The sequence below is a fragment of the Amycolatopsis pigmentata genome (assembly GCF_042684065.1).
GTDB classification, from domain to species: Bacteria; Actinomycetota; Actinomycetes; order Mycobacteriales; family Pseudonocardiaceae; genus Amycolatopsis_E; species Amycolatopsis_E pigmentata.
In genome coordinates this window covers 1,064,597-1,088,454 of the sequence record NZ_JBHUKR010000004.1, presented here as the reverse complement: position 1 = coordinate 1,088,454, position 23,858 = coordinate 1,064,597, and the positions used below count along the sequence as shown (strand labels likewise).

Below are 23,858 nucleotides of genomic sequence, written 5' to 3'. Positions count from 1 at the left end.
ACGGCAACCGTCGAAGCGCCGCAACGTCTACACGGTCCTCAACGACACGACCATCAACTGGGGACACCGAAACCCGGCAGAGAGACAGGGCCGAGCCAAGCGCTCAAGCCGCCGCGCCTGCGCGGTCGGCAAGGCCCGAGGCTCAGCCTCCGGCGCAGCACGAATACCGTGCCGTGGCCACGTAATGCGGGTCGTGCCACCAGTAGCGGCTGTTGCCGGGGTGGTCGGGGACGGGGGAGAGGACCGCGCTCGGCCGCACCGCCGGCGCGGCCGTGGTGAACGGGGCGAGGAGTTCCGGCACGGCGAACAGACGGCCGTTGACCATGACCTGCCGGACGTTCGCGGCCTGCTTGATGTCGGCGAGCGGGTCGCCGCCCAGGATCGTCAGGTCGGCGTACATTCCGGGGGCGACGCGGCCGAGGGGTTCGCCGAGGACCTCGCCGGGAACGCTGGTGGCCGTGGTCAGCGCCTCGTACGGCGTGAGCCCGTAGGTGACCATCGCGCGCAGGTTCATGTGCGTGCTCACCGCGGTGTGGTCGATCGGCGAGTCGGTCCCGGTGATCACCCGGCCTCCCGCACGGATCATGGCCTTGAGCTGGGCGACCTGACGGGCCAGGTTCGCCAGGTTGACGGTCTGGTCGCCGCTTCGGGCGTCCTTGGCCGCGGCGAGCAGGGACGCGTACTCCCATTCCGGGTAGAGCGTGCGCATCCGGTTGTCGGTGACCAGGCTGGTGTCGTCGCGGAACAGCGCGGCGGAAAGGAAAAGCGTCGGCGTGCGCGCCGCCCCGGCCGCGGTGAACAGATCGATGACATCGCCGTACCCGGCGCCGAGGGCGCTCACCGTTCGCGAGTAGCCGAGCCGGTTCGTCGCGCCGACGTGCTCCATGCCGTCGCCGCCGAAGGCGAACGCGGGGTAGTGATAGTGGGAAGTGGCGGGAATTCCGCGCTCGTGCGCCCAGTCGATGACCCGTCGCTGCCACTCCGGGGCGAGCCGGACGTAGGCCTTCATCAGGTCGTAGTCCAGTGCTCCGGCGCGTTCGAGTTCCCGCCGCAACTGCTCGTCGTCGTAGGTGGGGCGCATGAAGTTGTAGTAGATCCGGCTGCCGTCGATCGCCTCTCCGGTGGCGAAATAGCGCGGGCCGATCCGGGCACCGGACCGCACGGATTCGCGCTCTTCCACCATGTGATAGGCGGGACTGCCCGGAGACCGGGTCGTGGTGATACCGAGCGAGAGCCAGAGCCGCCCCTGCCGGTCACCGTAGGCGTAGCCCTGCATTTCCCGGTGGTTGTGCATGTCGATCAGGCCGGGCATGACCACGGCGTCCCGGGCATCCACGATTTCGCCGTCGGTCGCCCGGCCCGCCGGTTCGACGGAAGCGATGCGGTGCCCGTCCACCACGATGTCCACATTGGACCTCAGGGTGTGGCTGGTGCCGTCCCAGACACGGCCCGCGCGGATCACCACCCGGCCGCGGCTCCGCGTGTTCGTCCAGGTGAGACCGAGCGGCACGGTACGGGGAGTGCCGCCGTCGGCGGAGACCAGCCGCAGCCGCCCGTTGTTCAGGTAGAGCATTTCCCGCGAATCCCCGCGCCAGCTCGGTGCGTCGGTGACCTCGGAGGTGATCTGCCGTGGCTCTCCGGCGAACGTGCCGTCGGGATGCACGTCGACGGTCCACAGGACGCTGCCGACGACGAACGCCATTCTGCGGCCGTCCGGCGACCACACCGGCCCGTCGTCGCCCCGGGTCTGGATCGACCGGTGTGGCATCGGGTCGGCGTAGGTCGCCTTGCCCGTTTTCCGGTCCACCAGCAGGATTTTGCTCAGCCCTTCGCGGAACCGGGACGAGTACGGCCGGATGGCGGCCAGCGCGATCACCGAACCGTCCGCCGACCACGTCGGCCTTCCCGGTTCGAACGTGGCCGTGAACACCCGCTGGACCGCGCCGGTCGCCACCTCGGCCGTGTGCAGGGCACCGGTCTGGTCCAGGAAGGCGATGTGGCGGCCGTCGGGCGACCACGACCCGGAAACGGCGGCGGCGCCGGGAAGATGGGTGAGCTGCCGGTCCTTCCCGGTGCGCAGATCCCGGATCCAGATGTCGAGCTTGCCGCCTCGATCGGTGGAATACGACAGGGAGGCGCCGTCGGGGGAGAAGGCGGGATCGCATTTCCACCAGGCGTCTCCGGTCAGCGGCCGAGCCGGACCGCCGATGCGCATCACGTAGATGTCGTTGAGGGCGCGGAAGGCCACCTGCGTGCCGTCGGGGGACAGGACCGGGCTGCCGATTCCCTTCACCGGCCGTGGACCGGGCGAATCGAAATCCCGACGCCGGGTGGGCTTACGTGGCGCCCTGACCACGCCGGCCGAGGCGGAGAACGCTATTTCGCGGGCGTTGCCACCGAGCGTGCGCCGCCGGATCCTTCCGTCGGCGGTGTAGACATACTCGTCCGGGCCCAGCCACGAAACGCGGAACGGGAACACGTCTTCGCCGGAGAACAGCGGCGCGCCCTTCGACACCAGTTGCGCGCTCCCCGCCGTCGAACCCAACCCTACGCCGGAGAACAGGCAGTACACCAGATCGGCGCCATCGTGAGTCCATTGCGGACTATGCACGATCTGGCCCGCCGGGACTTCGGCCGCGGTGTGCCTGCTGCCGTCGGCGAGCGACACGACATCGACGCGCCGGTTCGCCGTCACGAAGGCGACCTTGGTTCCGTCTGGCGAGAAGGCAGGCTCGTACTCCTCTTCGGCGGTGTCGGTCAGCGGCGTGATCGCGGAGGTGGCGAGATCGAGCAGATGAAGGCCGTAACCGCCGGACTGGTCGGAGGAGAACACGATCCGCTTGCCGTCCGGGGAGAACCGGGGCTCGCGATGGTCGAACGGGCCGGTGGTCAGCCGGCGTAACCCGGTGCCGTCGGCCCGGATGGTCCAGAGGTGGAAGTTGCCGTCGCGGTAGGACTGGAAGACCAGCGTCGTCCCGTCGGGGGACCAGTCCGGCTGTGCGATGTCGAACAGATCGCCGGTCAGCCGCCTTGCCTGCCCGCCGTGGACGGGCACGAGCCAGAGCACGCCGAGCAGGTCGATGGCGATCGTCCGGCCGTCCGGCGAGACCTGGGCGGCCATGTTCGTGCCCTCCCGGACCGCCGGCCCGGCGCGGCCCGTACTGGTCTGAGCCAGCGCCTCCGGGCTGTTCGCGACACCGAGCCCGGAAAGCGCCGCGGCTCCCGCCACCCCCGTGAGGAAGCCGCGCCTGTTCACTGCCGGAATACCCACTGAAGGCCCCCCAAGGGTCCGTCGGAGAATCACCGAACATGGCAGATGGTAGAGGAAAAACCGGCATCGTGGGATCACGGTGAAGAGCCGCCTGCCCCCCGGCGCGACGGCTCTTCACTCGTGTCCGTGGACGTGGTCCGCGGTCAATCCAGGCTGCGGTCCTGCAGCGTCCACTTCTGGTTGATGGCGCCGGTGCACGGATAGATACCGGGCCACCGTCCGTTGCCGGTCTTGTTTCCCAGCACGTCCAGGCACATGTGCTTGTACGGGTTGTAGACCAGCGCCGCGCCCGGGTCGTCGGGCCACGCGTAGAACTGCCAGATCTGCGTGGCCTGGCCCTGGCAGTCCCATTCGTTGACGTAGTCCCCGGCCTGTGCGTTGGGGCCCCGGTCGAGGTCGACGCACTTGCCGGTGGACAGGCTGCGCAGGGTGTAACCGTCGACGCCGGCCGGGACGAGGTTGAACAGCTGGTTGCGGCCGCCGTTGAGGTCGTAGGTGATGACGTGCGTGCCGTTCGCGCTTTGGTTTTCGTAGATGTCGAGGATCCGCTCGCCGTCGCCGTGGTTGCTGTAGCTGCCGATGGAGACCGGCAGACCGGCCGCGCGCAACGGGAACACCCGGAAGTCGACGGCGAAGTGGTCGGACGAGTAGCCGCCCAGCAGCCTGCCCGTGTAGAGGGGCACGTCCCGGGACGCGATCATGTAGTCGAGTTCGCCCTGGCGCACCTGGGTCGCTTCCCCGGTGCGGTAAATATGCCCGCCCTGGGGAAGCCTGCCGTTCCCCCAGGTGTCCGGACGACGGTTGAAGTCGCCCATCACCGCGTAGTCCCAGCCTTGTTGCGCCGTGAACTGGGCTATGCGCTGCACCATGTTCGGTCCGTCGTTGCCGCTGCCGGACAGCGCGTGGATGGTGAAGAACACGGTCTGCCCGAAGCGCAGCCCGAACGACCAGCGGCTGGTGTTGAAGGTGGGCGGCACGACGACCACCTCGTCCGGCTGGTTCTGGGTCACCATCGCGAGGTTCACCCGGTTGCCGTTGGGGTCGGTCTGCATGAAGTAGACGTGGCGGAAGAGGGGACGGGACAACGTGCCGAAGTTGCGCGTGTAGTGATGAACGGTGCCCGCGCCGTTGCCGAAGCTGCCGATGTAGTCGAACGAACCGCCCGGGGTCATGGGTGGCAGTGGCCCCGCCTCCTGGAGGGCGAGGACATCGTGACTTCCGGTGAGGTCACGGATGTCCGAGGACCACTTGGACGCGGTGTCCGCGGACGCGCCCTGCATGTTGTAGGTGGCCGGAGTGTGCTGTTCGAGTGGGCCGGCTTCGGCCAAGGGAACGACGGTCAGCGTGGGTATCGCCGCGATCAGCGCGGCGACCGCGAGCCGCGCGGCCATTCTCCCTGCTCTTCGTCCGGATCGCCGCCCCTGATCTTCCCCTCGCGACAGGCGCATGCTGCTGCAGGTCCTTCCTGGCGTGGAACTCGAAGCCAGGGCCACGCCGCCCATGCCCCTGGAAGGAAATCGCGCACAAACGGCGGTAACCCAGGCGTGGCTTCGCCAGCCTGCCAGTCCGCTCTCCCCGGCGGAAATCGGTCAATCGGGTTGTGCTGGGGGTGAGTTGTTTTTCCCGTTCTCGCGGAAAGTGACCGGCGGGTGCCCCTCCGATACGCTGTCCGAGGGCCACCGTTTCAGGTTTCCGTAATACTTTCCCGTCCGGCGTAGGTATCTCCGGCGGGTGAATGCGCTTTCAGCCACGATTTCGGCGGTCGGCGAGAGAATGCCTTTCGGTGTGCGCGACCCGCTTGTTTACCGTCATTGTCCCGGCGACGTCGAGAAAGCGCTCTCAACGCGGCTGAACCGATCGCCCCACTCGTGCAGGTAGCCGACGAGCTCGCGGGGCGAGCGCACCTCTATCCCGGCGCCGGTGACGCCGAGCGTCAGGGCCGCCCAGTCCAGGGAATGGGTGGTCATCCGGAGCAGGCAGGTCGTTTCGTCGATGTCCTCGACCGTGCACCACCGGCCGACCTTCTGGCGGACGACCGTGGCGGGCGCGTCGAGCCGCGCCTCGACCTGATAAGAGGCCGGCAGGGCGCCGAGCCGTGAGCGGACGAAGTCGGCCGCGTCCGCGGCGGGCAGTTCGCGCGGCCGGAACCGGGCGCCCGTGGCCGAAGGCGCGGTGAGGCGGTCGACGCGGAAGGTCCGCCAGTCGTGGCGGCCGAGGTCGTAGGCGACCAGGTACCAGCGGCGGTCGAGCGCGACCAGCCGGTGCGGCTCCACATGCCTGTCACCGCGCTTCCCTTCGGCCGTGCGGTAGGCGAACGTCAGCCGCTCGCTGTCCCGGCAGGCCAGGGCGACCGTGGTCAGATCTCCCGCGTCGACTCCGGTATCGGCAGGGGGAGTCCACATCGCGGAGACCGTCATCGCCCGCAACGCCTCCACCTGGCGGCGCAACCTCGCCGGCATCACCTGGGTCACCTTGGCCAGCACCCGCACCGAGGGTTCCTCGATGCCCTCGACCGCGCTTTGCGCGGCGGCCTGCAACCCGACCGCGAGCGCCACCGCCTCGTCGTCATCGACCACCAGCGGCGGTAGGGCGGCGCCCGCGGCCAGCCGGTACCCGCCGTCGACCCCGCGGGTGGCTTCGACCGGATACCCCAGGTCACGGAGCCGTTCGATGTCGCGGCGCAGCGTGCGCGCCGACACTTCGAGCCGCCCGGCCAGTTCCGTGCCGGGCCAGAACCGATGGGTCTGCAACAGCGAGAGCAACCGGAGGGTTCGCGAGCTGGTGTTCGCCATGGTTTTCATTCTGGCCTCATTGAGGTCAGGAAGTGGCCGCAATGCGGGCTAACTTCGTCTGCGTACCGACGAAAACGGAAAGGACTTCCCCCATGACCAGCACCGAGACCGCCGAGAAGCCGGCGCTGTCCGCGGAAAAGGCCGACCTGCTCGAAGCTCTGGCACAGCATCGGTTCTTCCTCCGCTACACCGTCCGTGATCTCACCGACGAACAGGCGAAGGCGCGGACGACGGTGAGCGAACTGTGCCTGGGCGGGCTGATCAAGCACGTCACCGCCGTCGAACGGATGTGGGTGGACTTCATCCAGGAAGGCCCCTCGGCGTTTCCCGAGTTCACCGAGATGACCGAGGAAGCCCAGGCGCAGTGGGCGCAACGGTTCCGGATGGCCGACGGCGAGACGTTGGCCGGACTGCTGGAGGACTACGCCGAAGCGGGTCGCCGGACCGACGAAGTCGTGGCCGCGCTGCCCGACCTCAACGGCACCCACCCGCTGCCACGGGCCCCCTGGTTCGAGCCCGGCGCCCGGCGGTCGGCCCGCCGTGTCCTGTTGCACATCATGGCCGAGACGGCCCAGCACGCGGGCCACGCCGACATCATCCGCGAGTCACTGGACGGCGCCAAGACCATGGGGTGAGCGTGTCCCATCACCCACTCCCCATGACGCATTGTGGCTGACGCTCCGCCACCACATACACTGTGTGTCATGTCCGGTGGATCCCCTGGAGCCGGAACCCTCGCCGCGCGGTCGACCAGTTTCGTCGGGCGGCGGCGGGAACTGGCTGAAGTCCGGCGGCTCCTTGGCTCGGCTCGCCTGGTGACGCTGAGCGGCCCCGGCGGGGTCGGCAAGACCCGCCTGGCCGCCGTTGCCGCGGAGGCCACGCGCGGATCGTTCCAGGACGGAGTCTGGTTCGTTCGCCTGGGTGACCTCCGCGATCCCGCCTTGGTGCCCTCCGCGGTCGCCAGTGCCCTGGGACTCGCCGAGACGGTCGAGGAGCCGGCGGCCGCGCTCGCCGGATACTTCTCCGGCAAACGGCTCCTGCTCGTGCTGGACGACTGCGAGCACGTGCTGGAAGCGACCGCGGTGCTGGTGGCCGGGTTGCTGGAATCGGCGGAGGAGTTGCGGGTGCTCGCGACGAGCACGCAGTTGTTGCGCATCCGCGGGGAGCGGGTCCTGACCGTTCCGCCGTTGTCCGTCTCGAACGCCGGGGAATCGGACGAATCCGACGCGGTGACGCTGTTCGCCGATCGCGCCGCGGCGGTCCGGCCGGATTTCCGCGTCGACGCCGGCAACCGGGAGACGGTGTTCCGGATCTGCCGGCGGCTCGACGGGATTCCGCTCGCTCTGGAACTCGCGGCCGTGCAGCTGAGAAGGTTCTCCCTGGAGGAGATCCTGCGGCGGCTGGACGACCGGTTCGCGTTGCTGACCGCCGGCGCCGCGAACACTCCGTTCCGGCAGCGGACCCTCGAAGCCACCATCGCCTGGAGCTACGAGTTGTGCACGCCCGCCGAACGCGCGGTGTGGGTGGCGGTTTCGGTGTTCGACGGGAATTTCGGCTTGGAGGCGGCGGAAGCGGTCTGCGGCGGGTTCGGCATCGCGGCCGGGGAAGTGCTGGACCTGGTCGCCGGGCTTCTCGACAAGTCCATCATTGCGCGCGTCGGCGGAACCGAAGGCCACACGGTGTTGTATTCGATGCTGGAGACGACACGCGAGTACGGCCAGCTTCGACTGAAAATGTCCGGACGTGAGGAAGCCGTGCGCGACCGCCATGCCGGTTACTGGGTTCGACTCGCCCAGCGCTATCGGCAGGAGGAGTTCAGCTCCTCCCAACGGGAATGGATCGACCGGTTGCGCGGCGCACTGCCGAACCTGCGCGGTGCGTTGCGGTATGCGATCGACCGCCCGGACCGGGGATACCGGCCTGCCGAGATCGCCGCGCCACTGCGGCAGTTCTGGTTCGCGGGAGGTCTCCTCGCCGAAGGCGCCCATTGGCTGCGCGCGGCCCTCGAGTCCGAGCCGGAGCCCACTCCGCTCCGGGCGGAGGCGCTCCGCGCCGCTGTGGAGATCATGACCACGGGCGGCGCTCTCGACAAGGCTCGGGGGCTCCTGGCGGAATTGCGCGAGCTGACCGTCACCCTTGACGACGACCTCCTGCGAGCCCGGTACGCGATGGCCGCGAGTATGGTCGCCTACTTCGACGGCGACCTGGAGAAATCCAGAGCACTCGCGGAACAGGCCCTGGTGGGTTTCCGGCGGGCCGGTGACCCCATGGAGGTGAACGGCATCCTGTCGCTGTTGTCGTCGGCCCTGTTCTACCTGAACGATCCGGCGGGCGAGCAGGTCGCCGAAGAAGCGCTGGCCTTGGCCGAAACACACCATGCGACCTGGTCGCGCACCTACGCGTTGTGGACGCTGGGCCTGCACGTGTGGCGGCGTGGCGACTACCGGCGTTCCGAGGCTCTCCTGCGAGAGGTCGTCGCCGCGCGGTTGCCCGACTACGGGTTGCTCAACCTCGCGATCAATGGCCTCGCCTGGTCCGCCGGAGCGCTCGGACGCCACCAACAGGCGGCAGGCCTGCTGGGCGCCGCGCACGCCGTGCTGCACGCCAGCGAGTCGCGGATCGCGGCGACCAACGCGTACTGGTCATTCGACCGGGACTGCCGCCAGGCCGCGGAAAAAGCACTCGGCGCGGAAACCTTCGCCGAGGCCTTCGCGGCGACCTCCCGATTAAGCGTCGAGGAGGCTATCGCCTATGTCCTGGCGGAGAAACCGGAGCCACGGACCCCTTCTCGGCGGCCACACTCCACCCAGCCCGGGGGATTGACCCGCCGGGAACTGGAGATCGCCGAAATGGTCACCGAGGGGCTGAGCAACAAGCAGATCGCGGCCCGGCTGGTGATCACGCAACGCACCGTCGAAACCCACGTCGAGAATATCCTGACCAAGCTCGGGTTCACTTCCCGTGCGCAGATCGCCGCCTGGCTGACCAAACGCAAGGTGGCCGTCGACAGCGAAAAGCAGCCCTTCCGCCTCAGTGCTCCTGGCTCAGCCCCGCCCACTTGAGCTGTTCCCGCACACGCCCGGGCAGGCCCGCGACGACCAGGTCGTAGGAGTTCTCGATCATTTCCCGCACCAGGCCCTCGGGCACCGAACCGTCGACGACGACGGTGTTCCAGTGCCGCTTGTTGAGGTGGTAGCCGGGTGTCACCGCCGGATAGGTGGCGCGAAGATGCACCGCCACCTCCGGATCACACTTGAGACTCACCCGCAGTGGGCTGGCGCCGAGCCTGCTGATCGCGAAGATCTTGCCCGCCACCTTGAACACGCTGTTCGCGTCGTCGAACGGGAATTCCTCGCGCGCCTTGGGCAGCGCCAGGCACGCGGCCTTGAGCTCCTGCGGAGTCATGGGTTCGAATCTAGCCGGTGGGATGCCGGGCCGCGGTTCAGCGTGCCGTTTCGACGTTCTCCAGCACGCCGAGGGCATCCGGGGTGAGCACCGCCACCGAGTAGTAGACGCTGACCAGATACGAGGCGATGGCCTTGTCGTCGATCCCGGTCAGGCGCACGCTCAGACCGGGCTCGTATTCGTCGGGGATGCCCGTTCTCCGCAGGCCTACGACGCCCTGGTCCTTCTCGCCGGTGCGCAGCACGAGAATGGAGCTGGTACCCCGTGAGGTGACCGGGATCTTGTCGCACGGGAAGATCGGCACCCCGCGCCAGCCGAGGAGCCTGCTGCCCTGGATCTCCACACTGTCCGGGTAAACCCCGGCGCGGGTGCATTCGCGGCCGAACGCGGCGATGGTCCGGGGATGGGCCAGGAAGAACCGCGACTTGCGGCGCCGTGACAGCAACTCGTCGAGGTCGCCCGGTCTCGGCGGACCCGCCGTGGTGTGGATGCGCTGGCGCAGATCGGCGTTGTGCAGCAACCCGAAGTCCGGATTGTTGATCAGTTCGTGTTCCTGTCTTTCCCGCAGCTGCTGGATGGTCAGCCGCAGTTGTTCCTCGAGCTGGTCGAGGGGCGAACTGTAGAGATCGGACACGCGGGTGTGCACGCGCAGGATGGTTTGGGCGAGGCTGAGCTCGTACTCACGAGGTTCCAGCTCGTAGTCGGCGAACGTTCCGGGCAGCCCCGGCTCACCCTGGTGACCGGAAGCCAGGCGCATCGCGGCTTCGCCGTGCTTGGTGCGGGCGGGTGCCGGGCTGTCCCGGATCCGGTCGAGGTGGGCCCTCAGCCGGCCGGACCGGGCGGTGATCTCACCGACTGCCGCGCGGGACAGCGCCAGCACGATGCAAGGCGTGAGCGCGACGGCCGTGACCGCCCACGTCGGCCGGGCGCCGGTGAGCACCTCCTCGCCGAGAAAACCGCCTTCGGCGAGCACGTCGAGCGCGGTCTCTCCGCCGTAGGGACCCGTGGCGCGCGTGCTGACCTTGCCGTGCGCGAGCAACACCATTTCACCCGCGGCATGGCCCGCGGTGGTGATGACGTCGCCCGGCCCGTACTCGCGCTGGGTGAACCGCGCCGCGAGGTCGGCCAGCGTGCCCTCGTCGTCGAGGTCACGCAGGGACGGCAGTTCCCGCAGCGCGCCGGGCACCACACGCGCCTGGCCCGCGGCGAAGGAAAAGGTCAGCCGTCCGGCGCCCACGGGGTAGGTCAGTCTCCGGTTGACCCGGTAGGCGCCGCCACCGGCCTCGATCCACGGCAGCATGCGGATCAGCCAGCGCGGGCCGGTCGACGGGGTGTGCGGCGGTGTCTTGGTGGTGGTGGCGAGGTTGCGTGCCGCGGCCGTGTCCAGGCTCAGCCTGGTGTGCCCATTGGTCCGAGGATCCGGTGCGGTCATTGGTCACCTCGACGGCCGCGAGTTGCCACAAGGGGTTTCATCGGTGATCACCTGCTGTCGCGGGGGAGAGGGAATAATCGTCCACAGAGGACAGACGAGGGGGACGCGCGGCGGCGGTGCCCAGACCGCACGGGCCCACCCGCCACGAACGGGCGGCCGGCGGGATGTCCGTGCCCGCCACGAGTTCACGGCTTCGCCGGAGTTCGGCCTCGGTGTAGCGCGCGCACCGGCGATGCCATTCCAGGATTCCCGACATCCAGTCCTTGAGGCCGTCGGCGTGCCGGGTCAGCGCCGCCCGCCCCGCTCCGTCGAGGCCGAACTCGTCGGACAGGCGCGGCAGATCCTCGGCGACGATGCGTTCGAACTGCCGCAGGCGCGCCGCCATGAGATCGGCCACGACGTCGCGCGCGGTCCACCGGTCGGTGCCGAGGAAGTTTTCGGCGACCAGGACGAGGTTGTGCACCTCGCCTTCGAACTCGATTTCCTTCTGGTAGGAGAACAGGTCGTTGGTGAAACACGCGTAGTCCTGCGCGGCGTTTTCCAGAGCGAGAACCGTGCGGGTGCGCGCGAGTGCCGGCGGCAGCTCATCGAGGTGGCGCAGCCGCGCCAGGCTCATCGTCATGTCCGACCCGAAGGTCTTCCGCCGCATCTCGATGTAGTCGACCGGGTCGGGGATGCGATGCTGCGCCTGGTTGGCCAATTCCCACAGCCAGCTTCCGGTCATGTCCTCGACCGAATGCCGGAAACGGGCTCTCGCCGCCTGGGTCATCGGGGCCACGGTGCGCCGCCAGAGGTCGGCCAGCCCCCGTTCGAGCGGGTTGAGCGGGGCCTGCACGGGCTCGCCGTCGAGCGGCATGAACGCGGGCAGCCGGTCGTTGCACAGCTTGGCGGCCGCGATGTCGCGGCGGGAGCCGAACATCACGGGAAAGTAATCGTCGCCGTAGGTGCCCCAGGTCAGCCAGCCCGCCGTCAGGTCCAGTTGTTCCGGATCGGCATCGGCATGGATCATCGCCGCGCAGTGGGCGAGGTCGAACACGCGCAGGCGCCGTTCGTCCCACACGCCGGGCACCGGGTCGAGCATGCCCATCGCCCTCGCCCAGGCGACCACCCGCGCGCGGGCGGGCTCCAGGTGCGGGTTCATCCGCACGGGAAAGGGCATGGGGAGCTCCGGCAGCGTCAGGTGGCCGACCGGGGCGAACAACGTGTGCGAGTGTTGCCGCGCTCTTCGCCGCCACCCCGGGCCGGGGCGGGGCACCGTCGGCGTGGCGATCCCGGTCCCGAGCCCGGACGGTCCGCCGAGCACGGGAGCGCCACCGCCGCGGTCGTTCATGTAGCGGCTGGAACGCAGATGCCATTCGTGCCCGCCCGCCTGCCAGTCCTGGAGTCCCTTCACGTAGCCGAACACGCTCGCGCGTTCGGCCGGGGAGAGCGCGTACTCGTCGCAGAGCGGCGGCACCTCGGTCAGCGCCGTGGTTTCGAACTGTTCCAGCCGGGACGTGACGAGTTCACTGGTCAGATCCGCGGCCCGCTGGGGATCGCAGCCGAAGAACGTCTCCAGCACCAGCACGCCGTTGTTGACCTCTCCTTCCTGTTCGGTCTCGCGCTGGTAGGAAAAGATGTCGTTACGCAGGTGCACCCCGTCGGCGAAGGTGTCCTTGAGCACCCGCAGGGGCCTGCTCGCGGCGATCGCGGCAGGCACCTCCGCGCCGATCGCGAGCTCGACCAGGTCCGCCGACCACGGCGCGCCGCCGACCTTGCGCCGCATCTCCACGTAGTCGATCGGGTTGGGCACGCGGCCCTCGGTGATGTTCGCCAGTTCCCAGAGGCAGTCCTCCAAGAGATTCCTTGTGCTTTCCGAGAAACGTGTCAGCCAGTCCGCGGACATGGTGCCCGCGGTGCGGCGCCACAGGTCCGCCAGCCCCCATTCGACGGGATTCTTCCCGCCGGGAATCTCCGTTGCCGGGCCGGCCGGCATGAATTCCGCCAGCCCGGTCAGGTATTCCCGCGCCCCGGTCAGATCACCGGTCCGCTTGTAGTGTTCGAGGAAGTGGTCGTCGAAATAGAAGACCCACACGTACCAGTCGGTGACGAGTTTCAGCTTTTCGTCCGTCGCGTCGGGGTGCGTGTACGCGCAGAGCAGGGCGTAGTCGGCGCTCTCGTACGCCGCCTCGTCCCACACGGCCGTCTCGTGGTTGTCCGGATCCGCCGCGACCATGCCCATCTCGTGCGCCCAGGCCCGGCTGTGGTCCCGCGCGCTTTCCCGGTACGGGTTCCGGCGGGCGGGCCAGGGGAGGTAGAACTCCGGCAGTTCGAACGGTCGATCTCCCATGTCCGGTCAGTCTTCCCGGCCGGTTTCCACATTGTCCAAAATGGCCAGCGCGTCCGGCACCAGGACCGCCGCCGAGTAGTAGGCGCTGACCAGGTAGGAGATGATGGCCTTTTCGTTGATGTTCATGAACCGCACCGAAAGGCCGGGCTCGTATTCGTCCGGGATGCCGGTCTGGTGGAGGCCGACCACGCCCTGGGCGGCCTCGCCGGTGCGCATCAGCATGATCGAGGTCGTCCGGTGGCCGGACATCGGGATCTTGTTACAGGGGAAGATCGGCACACCGCGCCATGCCGGCACGTGGTGCCCCCCGAAGTCCACGCTCTGCGGATACAGACCGCGGCGGCTGCATTCCCGGCCGAACGCGGAGATCGCGCGGGGGTGTGCGAGGAAGAAACCCGGCTCCTTCCAGACCAGCGACAGCAACTCGTCCATGTCGTCGGGCGTGGGCGCGCCGGCCCGGGTGTGGATGCGCTGGCGCAGGTCGGCGTTGTGCAGCAACCCGAAGTCCGGGTTGTTGACCAGTTCGCGCTCCTGCTCTTCCCGCAGCTCGTGGATGGTCAGCCGGAGTTGCTGCTCGACCTGATCCATCGGCTTGTTGTAGAGGTCGGCGACACGGCTGTGGACGCGCAGTACCGTCTGCGCGACGCTCAGCTCGTACTCGCGAGGCTCCTGCTCGTAGTCGACGAAGGTGCCCGGGAGATCGGGTTCGCCTTCGTGCCCGGAGGAAAGGCTGACTTCCGCCTCTCCGTGCGCGTTCTGCTCACGGGAAGAGTGGATGGCGACCCAGGCGAGATGATCCCTCAGCGCGTCGGACTGCCCGATGACCTCGCGCACGGCGGACCGGGAGAGGGTCAGTACGGTGCAGGCGGTAAGCGCTTTCGCGGTGAAGTCCCAGTTCGCTTCCGCGCCGAGGAACACCGGCGCGCCGAAGTGATCGCCGTCGGCCAGGACACCCAGGACGGTCTCGTCGCCGTACTTGCCCGCGCCGATCCGGCTGACCTTGCCGTGCGCGATGAGTACCACGTGATCGGCCGGTTCGCCCGCGGTGACGATGGCGTCGCCGGGCTCGTATTCCCGCTGCGTGAACCGCTCGGCGAGCGCCGCGAGCACGGAGGTGTCGTCGAATTCCCGCAACGGCGCGAGCTCGCCCAGTTCGGCCGGGACGACCCGGATGTCCGAACCGGTGTTGGAAAACGTGATTCTCCCGTCGCCGAAGGTGTAGGTCAGCCTGCGGTTGACCCGGTAAACGCCGCCGGAGACCTGCACCCACGGCAACAGCCGCAGCAGCCAGCGGGACGTGATGGATTGCATCTGTGGCGGCGTTTTGGTCGTGGTCGACAAATTCCGTGCCGCGTCGGTGCTCAGGCTGAGCCGGGTCTGCCCATTTTCCGACTGTGTGTCCGCGAACGTTGATTCCGTGCTCGTCACTGTCCACCCCCGATTGTGGTCCGGCGAGTTTCTTCGTCGCTCTGGCATGATCGTGGCAGTGACCCCGGAGTGTGTCGATCGCTGATTCAGGTGAGGGATTTCCGGAGCCGGAACTACCGAAGGTCATATGCCCGCATATCGGAAATCAGTGCGGCGCCGGAACCCGCGAGATCTTCCCCGCGCGGCGGGATGAGCAGCGGTTTCGCACGCGACCCCGAGGCCGGAGCCGGAATCGGGCGCGGCCGGACGAGGCGCGCGGGCTTTCTTGTTGGCCGGGTGTTTCCCCGCGGTGTGGCACGTCGGCGGCACAATTGCTCCACGGGGGTGGCTCAGGCCACCGAAAGGTATCCGGAAAGTAGCCGAAGACCCGCCTGAAGCGGCCGGACCGCCGACACGGAGGACAGGCGTGCGGCCACACGGAGGAAGACGGAAAGGACGCATTGCCGCCGGATGCGGTTCGGGCTAACGTTGCCGCCCGGTCTCGCGAGCGCTCAGGTTCTGGTGATCAAGGGCCGCGTGCGGCGAGTCAGTCCCGTTGTGCGGGGTGCAGATCGCGGTACAGATCTCGAAGCAGCGCGATTTCAGCTCCGTGGTGCAGCAATTCCTGGTTGACCCACCGCGCCGGCAGGAAGGTCGCACGAACTCCCGGCTCCTCCTCCCGGCGCCGCACCGACCAGCGGCCCCGCACGGGTTCCCAGAGGAACTCTTTGTCCGTCATGGGCTCGACCGCGGTGGCCGCCCCGTCGCCGCTGTCCATGACGGGTCCCGTCATGCGTGCGGTGAGTCGCCGGCGCGCGAAATCGAACTGTCTCAACAAGGGAACCATGCGCTCCGCGTAGCCCTCCGGATCGACCTTGGCTACCACCCGGTTGACCGAGCGGCGCAACCCAGCGGGATCCTTCCCGGGAATCCGAACCGCCATGATCGCGTCCACCTCGCGCGCCTTCGCATCGGAAAGGACCGCGGTGGGCTCATAGACACGACTGGCCTTCCAACTGTCGATCTCACCCCGCCGCATCGCCGCCAACGTCTGCGGCAGGCGCGTGGTCAACGCCTGCGCCAGCCCGATCTGGTACTGGGCAGTGTGTTTACTGATCGCCAGCCCCAGCGAGACCTCCAGAGCAACATTGCTCGGCTGCTCCGCGGCACGGTCGAACTCCGCGATCACCGCCATTTGGGCTGCCCGAATCTGGTTTGCCATCGCCTGCAACCGTCGCGCGGTCCGCAGCAACCCGCCACGTGGCTTCCCTGTCACCGCCAAATCCCGCAACGTCGCGGTCAGGTGTGCTTCCAGTTCCGCGAGGGTGTCCGTGTCTTCCCCGGTTTCCAGCCACGGCAGGACTTTCCCGACGGCGGGACGGGTTCGCTCGGGCGGGTCGGAACGGCTTCCAGGCATACCTCATTCTATCGAACAGGAAGGCGAATATCGTCCCCGGCGTAAGCACGATCGGGTGACGTGCTTTGTTCTGAGGATCGCGGGTGTCCGTGTCTTCGGCCTCGGATGATGACGCCTTACGGTGGCCCGCGGTCGGAGTCCGCCGAAATCCTGTCGCACCGCCGAGCGCGAAGGCAGACTGGAAGGTATGGCGGACGGCTCCGGTGGGCACAACGAAATAAGCGGATTCGTGCTCGGGAACGTGCTGCAAAGCCATCGCGTGATGCTTTCCCGGCCGGTGACTCCGCCGGTCGCGGTGGCCGGGCTGCCGCCGCAGGCCGTTTTCGTCGGCCGGGAGAACGAGCTGGCGTCGGTGGCGGCCGCGTTGAGGCCGGGCGAGCCCGGTGACCCGGCCGTGGTGATCTCCACGCTGAGTGGTCTGGCCGGTGTCGGCAAGACCGCGCTCGCGGTGCGTGCCGCGCACCAGGCCGTGGAGGCGGGCTGGTTCCCCGGTGGGGCGGTCATGATGAACCTGCGCGGCTACGACCCGGGAGAGCGTGTCATGGCCTCTTCGGCGCTGGCGAGCCTGCTCGGTGCGCTCGGCGTTTCGGGTGAACACGTGCCACCGCACCCGGCTGATCGTGAACGGTTGTGGCGTTCGATTCTCGCCGAGTGGGGCAGGAGGGGAAAGCGCTTACTGATCGTCGCCGACAACGTCTCGGACGGGGCACAGGTGCGGCCTCTCCTGCCCGGTACGCGAGAGCATCGCGTCCTGGTCACCAGCCGGCACCGGCTCGCCGACCTCGACGGTGCCCGGCTGCTCGATCTCGGTGTGCTGGACGACGACGAGGCGGCTCGCATGCTGGTCGAGGAACTGGCCACCGTCGATCCGGGGGACGTCCGCGCGGCCAGTGATCCCGCGGCGGTGGCCCGTGTCGTGCGGATGTGCGGCGGACTGCCGTTGGCGGTCCGGGTCGCCGCGGCCCTGCTGGCCGCGATGCCGGAACAGTCGGTCGCCGAGTTGGCCGACGCGTTGTCGGAGGAACGGCGAAGGCTGACCGAACTCAGCTACGACAGCGGGCTGGCGGTGCGCGCCGCGTTCGATCTGTCCTACCGGAATCTCGATCCGGCGGCCGCCCGGTTGTTCCGGCTGATCGCGCTCAACCCCGGGCCCGAGATCGGCCTCGGCGCGATGGCGGCTCTTCTCGGAATCGAAGAGAGTGAGGTCCGGCCGCTGTTGCGCGAACTGCGCCGGGCCAACCTGGTCCAGCCCGCGGCCGGACCGGACCGGTGGCGGTTACACGACCTGCTGCGCCTCTATGCCGGTGAACGGGCGGGGGAAGATCCGGAACGCGAGGATGCGTTCGCCAGGCTCCTCGACTACTACCTGGACACAGTTCGTGAGGCGCGCGATCACATCAGGCGAACACCCGAACGAGCGGCCCGAGCGCGGTTCACCGGCCCGAGGCAAGCCATCCAGTGGGGCGACACCGAGCATGCCAGCCTCGTCGGCATGGTGACTTCGGCCGCACGGCACGGACACCCGCGACAGGCGGTGGAACTCACCCGGGAGCTGTACCAGTTTTTCGAGGTACGGGAATTGCGGGACGAATGGTATGAGACCCACGTTTTCGCCTTGGCTATCACCCGCGAAAGCGGTGACGCGTCCAACGAGGCGCGGATGTTGAATCACCTCGGTGTACTTTTCCGGAAACTCGGCAGGCTGGACGACGCGGAATCCTGCCATCGCCGAGCACTGACGATATGCCGAGAAATCGGATCCTCCTGGGAAGAAGGCCATAGCCTGACCAGACTCGGTGACGTCCTGCAGATCGCGGGAAACCCTTCGGAGGCGCTGAACCTGCATCAGCGTGCTCTGGCGATCTACCGTCAACTGGGGGACCGTGCCCATGAAGGTGGCGCACTGTTCGGCATTGCCGTCGCGTGCCGGCTTCTCGGGCGGTTGGAGGAGTCGCTGCGGTGCCGCTTGGAGGATTTGCGCATCGTCCGCTCGATCGGTGCGCGACTGGTCGAAGGCCGCAATCTCAACGGAATCGGGATCGTCTATCGCGAGATGGGCCGGCTGGAGGAGGCGGTGGCGTGCCATCTCGAGAGCCTGACCGTGCTGACCGAGGTCGGCGACCGTCACCGTGTGGCGCGCGCCCGGGCCGATCTTGGCCTCGCGTACCGCGAAATGGGCCGGTTCGACGAGGCCGTGGAGTGCCTTCTCGACGCGCTGCGGTTCTTCGGCGAGGTGGCTGACCGCCGGTCGGAGGGACACGTGCTGACGCGCCTTGCCGATACGTGTCAGCGCATGGGCCGCGTCGAGGAAGCGGAGCGATACCACCGGCGGGCCGCCGACGCGTTCGCGGTGGCGAACGACCTCGAGTCAGTACGCGGTGATCGCCTCACCGGGGTGTGACGGGGAGGGAAGGACGCCAGGGGTCCTCCCGCTGATCTTGGACTTCGTCTCCGCCGCCGGCCACCATCGCCAGCGTCGCGTTGATCGCTTCGGTCACTTCCGGCCCGGCGAGGGTGCCGAGTTCGCGCAAGGACACACCGCTCAGGTCGAGCAGGGCGGACGGGATGCCTTCCGGTTGCCGTGGTGCCACTTCGTCTCCTCCTCGATGAGCGCCGACACTGGCGTTGCGGGAGCGTTACCGCCGAACTCGGCGTCACTCCGCCGAACTCGGCCCGGCTTTTCCTGCTCGGGAACCGGTCTTCGAGTTCCTGTTCGAGGGTAGCGGCTCCGGGCCGTTCGCCGCAGTGGCCGTGCCGTCGACCCGGGAAGGGCCATCGCGAGAGTGGTGAATTCCGGTAATCAAAGAAATGTGCCTTTGTCACGAAACCATATTCGCGACAGTTTCCGATATATCGCGAAATTCGTTTTCTCTGGTCGCCCGGCGTTCTTCGATGGATTCGCCGGACTGTTCACCGTGCGTGTGGGGATGGACCGGACCTGTCTCTCACCGTCACGAAACCGTTGTGCCGAAAGTGTCACGGCGTCGTCCCTTCCGGGGGTACCGGTACCGGATGTAGGCGGATCGACCGTGTTGTCCGGCGGTCTCGGCGCGATGGATCACATCGGAGGGGGCCCGGGTCACTACTATCGGGTGAAGACCTCTTAGGTTCCGCACAGGTTTACTCCATGCACATGATGTTGTCGTATTCGTTGCATCCGTTCCGCGGTTTTACCCCGAGCCAAGACCTTGCCGCGTCGTAGCACACCACCGGCGGCGCGTATTCGTTTCGGTGGCGTCCGTCTGAGATCGTCTGTGAACCGCACCGAGTACGGCGCGGTGCCCGCGCCGCCCGGCCAGGGCGGTGGTGCCACGAGCGATGGGTTTTCCACGCGGTACCCGCTGTGCGGAATTCGCTCGGGTCGTAATCAGCAGTGGCCATAAGGAGTTGCCATGACTTTCCGAAGTGTCATTGTCGCGCGCATTGTCCCCGGTAGTGAGGACAAGGTGGCCGAGGTCTTCCGCCGGGCGGACGAGACCACGCGGCCACAGGATTTCGGCGTGATCGGACGGACCCTGCTTTCACTGGACGATCTCTACATTCACATCATCGAGCGCAAGGCCGACCCGAAGGTCACCGGGCAGACCCGGGGACTGCCCGCGTTCAAACAGGTCAGCGAGGCCATCGCGCCCTATGTGACGCCCTATCCGAAGGACTGGAAGGTGCCGTCGGACTCGGTGGCCAAGGAGTTCTACCGGTGGGATTCGGGCAGGAAGGTCGACCCGGCCGACCGGCAGATGACGGTGATCGTCGCGCGGATCAAGCCCGACACCCAGACCGACGTCGCGCGGATCTTCGCCCAGTCCGACGCCGGGCCGCTGCCGGAGATCATGGGCGTGACCGCGCGCTGGCTCTACTCCATCGACGATGTCTACCTGCACCTGCTGGAGCGCGACGGCCCGTTCACCGACACCGTGCGCAAGAACCACGACCAGCCCGCGTTCGCCAAGATCATGGAAGACCTCCGCCCGTACATCGACCCGTACAACCCGGAATCCTGGCGTGGTCCGGCGGACGCGGTGGCGAAGGAGTTCTACCGCTGGCGAGCCGGCGACTGATGACACCCCCTGTGCCGGCCCGCGGCTGTCGAGGCGATCGCAGAGCGGGGACGCGCGAACTCGCGGAGGAACAGCGGTGACCATGAGCACGACCAGACCTATCACTCCAACGCTGCGCGGGGTCGGCGGCTGGCAGACGTGCCCGGGTTGCCGGGCGCTGCTCTACCGGAAACGGCTGCGGCGTGATCTCGGCGTGTGCGCGGGCTGTGGTCACCACACCCGGCTCACCGCACGCGAGCGGATCGCGCAGCTGGCCGACCCCGGCAGCTTCGTCGAGATGACCGGCGAGGCGATTCCCCGGTACGGCACCGGCTGGGACCCGATTTCCTTCGGGGGCCGGCGTGACTACGGGGAGAGCCTCGCCGCCGCGGGCGAGAAAACCGGTGAGGCGGAGGCCGTGGTGTTCGGCACCGCCGGACTCGGCGGTTGCGAGGTCGTGCTCACCGCGATGGATTTCCGCTTCATGGGCGGCAGCATGGGTTCGGCGGTCGGCGAGTGTGTGACGGCGGCCGCCGAGCACGCTCGCCGCACCCGCACGCCGCTGGTGGTGGTCACGGCTTCCAGCGGCGCCCGGATGCAGGAAGGCGCGCTCGCCCTGATGCAGCTCGCGAAGACCGCGCAGGCGATGGCGGGTCTGCGAGAGGACGGCGTGCTGTCCATCTGCGTGCTGACCAACCCGACCTTCGGCGGGGTGAGCGCGTCGTTCGCCTCACTGGGTCACGTCGTGCTGGCCGAAGCCGGCGCGCTGATCGGCTTCGCCGGGCCGAGGGTGATCGGGCAGACGGTGCGCGAGGAACTGCCGGAAGGCTTCCAGACCGCGGAATTCCTCCTCCAGCACGGGATGGTGGACGACGTGGTACCCCGGGCCGGGCTCCGGCCGTTGCTGCACCGCCTGCTGCGCGTTCACCATCCTCAGCAGCAGGAGCCGAAGACGGTGCCGGGCACTCCGCCGATCCGCCGGGTCAAGCGGCTCCGCACCGAGGATCCGTGGGAGGTGGTGCGGCGTGCCCGGCATGTCGATCGTCCGTCCACAACGGACTACCTCGGTCTCGCGTTCGACGATTTCTGCGCGCTGAACGGGGATCGGTGCACCGGTGACGACCCGGCCGTGGTCGGCGGTCCCGCGCGCATCGGCGGACGCCGGGTGATGGTGATCGGGCACCAGAAGGGCCACACCACCGGCGAGCGGGTGGCCACCAACTTCGGCATGGCCCATCCCGAGGGATACCGGAAGGCCCGCCGCCTGATGGACCACGCGGCGTCGCTCGGGCTGCCGGTGGTGTGCCTGGTGGACACCCCCGGCGCCTACCCCGGAGTCGAGGCCGAGCGGCGCGGGCAGTCGGCGGCGATCGCCGAATGCATCATGCGCAGCAGCACCCTGCCGGTGCCGATCGTCTCGGTGATCACCGGTGAGGGCGGCAGTGGCGGGGCGCTCGCGCTCGCGACCGCCGACCGGGTGCTGATGCTGGAGAACGGTTTCTATTCGGTGATCAGCCCGGAAGGGTGCGCCGCGATCCTGTGGCGGTCGGCGGACGAGGCTCCCGAGGCCGCCCGCGCGCTGCGGATCACCGCCCCGGAACTGCTCGGGCTCGGCATCGTCGACGGGGTCGTGCCCGAGCCGGCCGGTGGCGCGCACACCGATCCCGCGCAGGCGGCGGACAACCTGGCCAAGGCCGTCGTGGAGGCTCTCGACGAACTCGCCGCGGTGCCGGGCCAGGACCTGCTTTCCACGCGGCATCAACGGTTTCGCGCCTACGGCAAGTGGCAAGCGAGCGAGGTGAGGTCGGCTTGAGCGAGTCCGGACCACGGTGACGACGGAGACGAAGAAGGCACACGCGCGGAGGTAGTGGCATGAGCGAGCCCAGCGGTGATGATCACGCCGCGATCCTGCGCGCGCTGACGCGAGAAGTCACCGCGGTGACGAAGCTGTCCGGCAACCTCCGGCGGGTGGCGATGCACGCGGCGGGGCACAGCGTCGAGGTCGAGTGGTCGGACACCCCGGTCAGCCCGGTCACCGGGGCGGTCGCGCCTCCGGCGGATGGCGAAGCCGGGGAATCCGGCGACCGGGAAGGCCTCGTGGTCATCCGCGCGCCGCTGGTCGGGACCTTCTACACGGCTCCGCAGCCGGGCGCGCCGCCGTTCGTGTCGATCGGTGATCTGGTCGGCAAGGGCGAGACGCTGGCCATCGTCGAGGCCATGAAACTGATGAATCCGTTGCTCGCCGAATGCGCGGGCACGGTGGAGGAAGTGCTCGTCGCCAACGGCGATCCGGTGGAGTTCGACCAGCCGCTGATCGTCATGGCGCCGGAGGAGCGGGCGTGGACCCCCGGCCCGGAGGGCGGCAGGCGATGATCCGCAGACTGCTCATCGCCAACCGCGGCGAGATCGCGGTGCGGGTCGCGCGAACCTGCCGGGAACTCGGGATCGAGGTCGTCGCCGTGTATTCCACGGCGGACCGGGACGCGGCGGTCCTCGCGCTGGCCGACGCTTCGGTGTGCATCGGGCCGCCGTCGGCCAAGGACAGCTACCTCAACATCCCGAACATCGTCGAGGCGGCGCGGCAGGCGGGCGCGGACGCGATCCATCCCGGCTACGGTTTCCTGTCCGAGGACCCGGATTTCGCCGAAATCTGCGTGGACAACGACCTGATCTTCGTCGGTCCCGCTCCCGAGGTGATGGCCAGGCTGGGCAACAAGGCGGTCGTGCGCGGGCTGATGGCCCGCGCCGGGCTGCCGCTGCTGCCGGGCACGCAGGATCCGGTCGAGACGGTCGAGGACGGCGAGCGGATCGCGGCCGAGATCGGGTACCCGGTGATCATCAAGGCGGCGGCAGGCGGCGGTGGGCGCGGGATGGCGGTGGTGCCCGCCAAGCACGAGTTCCGTCCCGCCTACAACGCCACCAGAGCCGCCGCGCACGCGGTGTTCCGAGACAGCACCGTCTACTTGGAACGGTTCCTGACCGATGCCCGGCATGTGGAGATCCAGATCCTCTGTGACCGGCACGGCAACGGAATCCACCTCGGCGAACGGGACTGCTCGATCCAGCGGCGGCGCCAGAAACTGGTCGAGGAGGCGCCGTCCACCCGCCTGGATCCGGCGCTGCGCGACGAGATGGGCGCGGCGGCCGTGCGCGGGGCGGCCGGCGTGGGCTACACCGGCGCGGGAACGATGGAATTCCTGGTCGACGGCGACGGCCGCTTCTATTTCATGGAACTCAACGCGCGTATCCAGGTGGAGCATCCGGTCACCGAGATGGTCACCGGAGTGGACCTGGTCGCCGAACAGCTCCGGATCGCCGGCGGCGAACCGTTGTCGCTCAAGCAGGACGACGTGACGATCACCGGTGCGGCGATCGAGTGCCGGATCAACGCCGAGGATCCCGCTTCGGCGTTCGCGCCGACGCCGGGACTGCTGGAACGGCTCGACCTGCCCGCCGGGCCGTGGACGCGGGTCGACGCCGGTTACCTCGCGGGCGCGCGGGTCTCCCCGTTCTACGACTCGCTGCTGGCGAAGGTCGTGGTCTGGGGACCGGACCGGCCCGCCGCACTGGCCAGAATGGACCGTTCGCTGGCCGAGATCCGGGTCGACGGCAAGGGAATCAGCACCACCGCGGCGTTTCATCGCGCGGTGCTGAACCATCCGGTGTTCGCCGCCGGCGAGCACACCATCGGCTTCGTCGACGAACTGGCCGGCGAACAGGCCGCGAGCGAAGGAGGACGACCGGCGCGCTTGGACTGATCTGCCCGCT

General features: G+C 68.5%; 16 protein-coding genes. 7 read left to right on the top strand and 9 right to left on the bottom strand.

Features of this window, described 5'->3' with window-relative positions; translation table 11 throughout:
• Positions 1-142: 142 nt before the first annotated feature.
• The 3 genes from ACFSXZ_RS06700 to ACFSXZ_RS06690 form a co-directional block, all read right to left on the bottom strand.
• On the bottom strand, positions 143-3,256 hold the full coding sequence (locus ACFSXZ_RS06700) for an amidohydrolase family protein (RefSeq protein ID WP_378262336.1): 3,114 nt from the start codon (positions 3,254-3,256) through the stop codon (positions 143-145).
• Between the two features lie 158 nt (positions 3,257-3,414).
• Positions 3,415-4,662 carry an RICIN domain-containing protein gene (locus tag ACFSXZ_RS06695; RefSeq protein ID WP_378262334.1) on the bottom strand — a complete coding sequence of 416 codons (1,248 nt, stop codon included), beginning with the start codon at positions 4,660-4,662 and terminating at the stop codon, positions 3,415-3,417.
• A 417-nt stretch (positions 4,663-5,079) separates the two neighbouring features.
• Positions 5,080-6,063, bottom strand: coding sequence for a helix-turn-helix transcriptional regulator (locus ACFSXZ_RS06690; RefSeq protein ID WP_378262332.1), 984 nt, complete (start codon positions 6,061-6,063; stop codon positions 5,080-5,082).
• A 92-nt stretch (positions 6,064-6,155) separates the two neighbouring features.
• Between ACFSXZ_RS06690 and ACFSXZ_RS06685 the strand changes: the two genes are divergently transcribed.
• Together ACFSXZ_RS06685 and ACFSXZ_RS06680 are read left to right on the top strand one after the other, a co-directional pair.
• Positions 6,156-6,698, top strand: coding sequence for a DinB family protein (locus tag ACFSXZ_RS06685; RefSeq protein ID WP_378262330.1), 543 nt, complete (start codon positions 6,156-6,158; stop codon positions 6,696-6,698).
• A gap of 69 nt (positions 6,699-6,767) precedes the next feature.
• The gene (locus ACFSXZ_RS06680) at positions 6,768-9,125 is read left to right on the top strand and encodes an ATP-binding protein (RefSeq protein WP_378262328.1); all 2,358 of its coding nucleotides are present in this window, start codon (positions 6,768-6,770) and stop codon (positions 9,123-9,125) included.
• Here the strand turns inward: ACFSXZ_RS06680 and ACFSXZ_RS06675 are convergent.
• From ACFSXZ_RS06675 to ACFSXZ_RS06655, 5 genes are all read right to left on the bottom strand, one after another.
• Positions 9,094-9,468, bottom strand: a complete 375-nt coding sequence (locus tag ACFSXZ_RS06675) for an MmcQ/YjbR family DNA-binding protein (protein WP_378262326.1) — start codon at positions 9,466-9,468, stop codon at positions 9,094-9,096. The two genes, ACFSXZ_RS06680 and ACFSXZ_RS06675, sit on opposite strands and share 32 nt — an antisense overlap.
• Positions 9,469-9,505: 37 nt before the next feature.
• Positions 9,506-10,900: a family 2B encapsulin nanocompartment shell protein gene (locus ACFSXZ_RS06670; RefSeq protein WP_378262324.1), complete on the bottom strand. Its 1,395-nt coding sequence runs from the start codon at positions 10,898-10,900 to the stop codon at positions 9,506-9,508.
• Between the two features lie 37 nt (positions 10,901-10,937).
• The gene (locus ACFSXZ_RS06665) at positions 10,938-13,229 is read right to left on the bottom strand and encodes a terpene synthase family protein (protein ID WP_378262322.1); all 2,292 of its coding nucleotides are present in this window, start codon (positions 13,227-13,229) and stop codon (positions 10,938-10,940) included.
• A gap of 6 nt (positions 13,230-13,235) precedes the next feature.
• A complete protein-coding gene (locus tag ACFSXZ_RS06660; protein WP_378262320.1) occupies positions 13,236-14,705 on the bottom strand; it encodes a family 2B encapsulin nanocompartment shell protein in 1,470 nt (489 codons plus the stop codon).
• A 478-nt stretch (positions 14,706-15,183) separates the two neighbouring features.
• Positions 15,184-16,053, bottom strand: a complete 870-nt coding sequence (locus ACFSXZ_RS06655) for a DUF222 domain-containing protein (RefSeq protein WP_378262318.1) — start codon at positions 16,051-16,053, stop codon at positions 15,184-15,186.
• Positions 16,054-16,240: 187 nt separating this feature from the next.
• Here ACFSXZ_RS06655 and ACFSXZ_RS06650 point away from each other — a divergent pair, with 187 nt between their 5' ends.
• Complete coding sequence (locus ACFSXZ_RS06650) at positions 16,241-18,454, top strand: ATP-binding protein (protein WP_378262316.1); 2,214 nt, start codon at positions 16,241-16,243, stop codon at positions 18,452-18,454.
• Here ACFSXZ_RS06650 and ACFSXZ_RS06645 read toward each other — a convergent pair.
• A complete protein-coding gene (locus tag ACFSXZ_RS06645; protein WP_378262314.1) occupies positions 18,441-18,644 on the bottom strand; it encodes a hypothetical protein in 204 nt (67 codons plus the stop codon). The two genes, ACFSXZ_RS06650 and ACFSXZ_RS06645, sit on opposite strands and share 14 nt — an antisense overlap.
• 801 nt (positions 18,645-19,445) lie before the next feature.
• On the opposite strand from ACFSXZ_RS06645, the gene ACFSXZ_RS06640 reads away from it, so the two are divergent.
• From ACFSXZ_RS06640 to ACFSXZ_RS06625, 4 genes are all read left to right on the top strand, one after another.
• The gene (locus tag ACFSXZ_RS06640) at positions 19,446-20,111 is read left to right on the top strand and encodes a TcmI family type II polyketide cyclase (protein WP_378262312.1); all 666 of its coding nucleotides are present in this window, start codon (positions 19,446-19,448) and stop codon (positions 20,109-20,111) included.
• Positions 20,112-20,193: 82 nt separating this feature from the next.
• Complete coding sequence (locus ACFSXZ_RS06635; RefSeq protein WP_378262310.1) at positions 20,194-21,903, top strand: acetyl-CoA carboxylase carboxyltransferase subunit alpha; 1,710 nt, start codon at positions 20,194-20,196, stop codon at positions 21,901-21,903.
• 59 nt (positions 21,904-21,962) lie between these two features.
• Positions 21,963-22,463: an acetyl-CoA carboxylase biotin carboxyl carrier protein gene (locus ACFSXZ_RS06630; protein ID WP_378262308.1), complete on the top strand. Its 501-nt coding sequence runs from the start codon at positions 21,963-21,965 to the stop codon at positions 22,461-22,463.
• The gene (locus tag ACFSXZ_RS06625; protein ID WP_378262306.1) at positions 22,430-23,848 is read left to right on the top strand and encodes an acetyl-CoA carboxylase biotin carboxylase subunit; all 1,419 of its coding nucleotides are present in this window, start codon (positions 22,430-22,432) and stop codon (positions 23,846-23,848) included. Before ACFSXZ_RS06630 ends, ACFSXZ_RS06625 begins: the two co-directional genes overlap by 34 nt.
• Positions 23,849-23,858: the final 10 nt, after the last annotated feature.

Coding starts and splice junctions, on each gene's coding strand:
- ACFSXZ_RS06695 (WP_378262334.1), bottom strand. CDS start 4,662: ATGGCCGCGCGGCTCGCGGTCGCCGCGCTGATCGCGGCGATACCCACG.
- ACFSXZ_RS06690 (WP_378262332.1), bottom strand. CDS start 6,063: ATGGCGAACACCAGCTCGCGAACCCTCCGGTTGCTCTCGCTGTTGCAG.
- ACFSXZ_RS06685 (WP_378262330.1), top strand. CDS start 6,156: ATGACCAGCACCGAGACCGCCGAGAAGCCGGCGCTGTCCGCGGAAAAG.
- ACFSXZ_RS06680 (WP_378262328.1), top strand. CDS start 6,768: ATGTCCGGTGGATCCCCTGGAGCCGGAACCCTCGCCGCGCGGTCGACC.
- ACFSXZ_RS06675 (WP_378262326.1), bottom strand. CDS start 9,468: ATGACTCCGCAGGAGCTCAAGGCCGCGTGCCTGGCGCTGCCCAAGGCG.
- ACFSXZ_RS06670 (WP_378262324.1), bottom strand. CDS start 10,900: ATGACCGCACCGGATCCTCGGACCAATGGGCACACCAGGCTGAGCCTG.
- ACFSXZ_RS06665 (WP_378262322.1), bottom strand. CDS start 13,229: ATGGGAGATCGACCGTTCGAACTGCCGGAGTTCTACCTCCCCTGGCCC.
- ACFSXZ_RS06660 (WP_378262320.1), bottom strand. CDS start 14,705: ATGCCAGAGCGACGAAGAAACTCGCCGGACCACAATCGGGGGTGGACA.
- ACFSXZ_RS06655 (WP_378262318.1), bottom strand. CDS start 16,053: ATGCCTGGAAGCCGTTCCGACCCGCCCGAGCGAACCCGTCCCGCCGTC.
- ACFSXZ_RS06650 (WP_378262316.1), top strand. CDS start 16,241: ATGGCGGACGGCTCCGGTGGGCACAACGAAATAAGCGGATTCGTGCTC.
- ACFSXZ_RS06640 (WP_378262312.1), top strand. CDS start 19,446: ATGACTTTCCGAAGTGTCATTGTCGCGCGCATTGTCCCCGGTAGTGAG.
- ACFSXZ_RS06635 (WP_378262310.1), top strand. CDS start 20,194: ATGAGCACGACCAGACCTATCACTCCAACGCTGCGCGGGGTCGGCGGC.
- ACFSXZ_RS06630 (WP_378262308.1), top strand. CDS start 21,963: ATGAGCGAGCCCAGCGGTGATGATCACGCCGCGATCCTGCGCGCGCTG.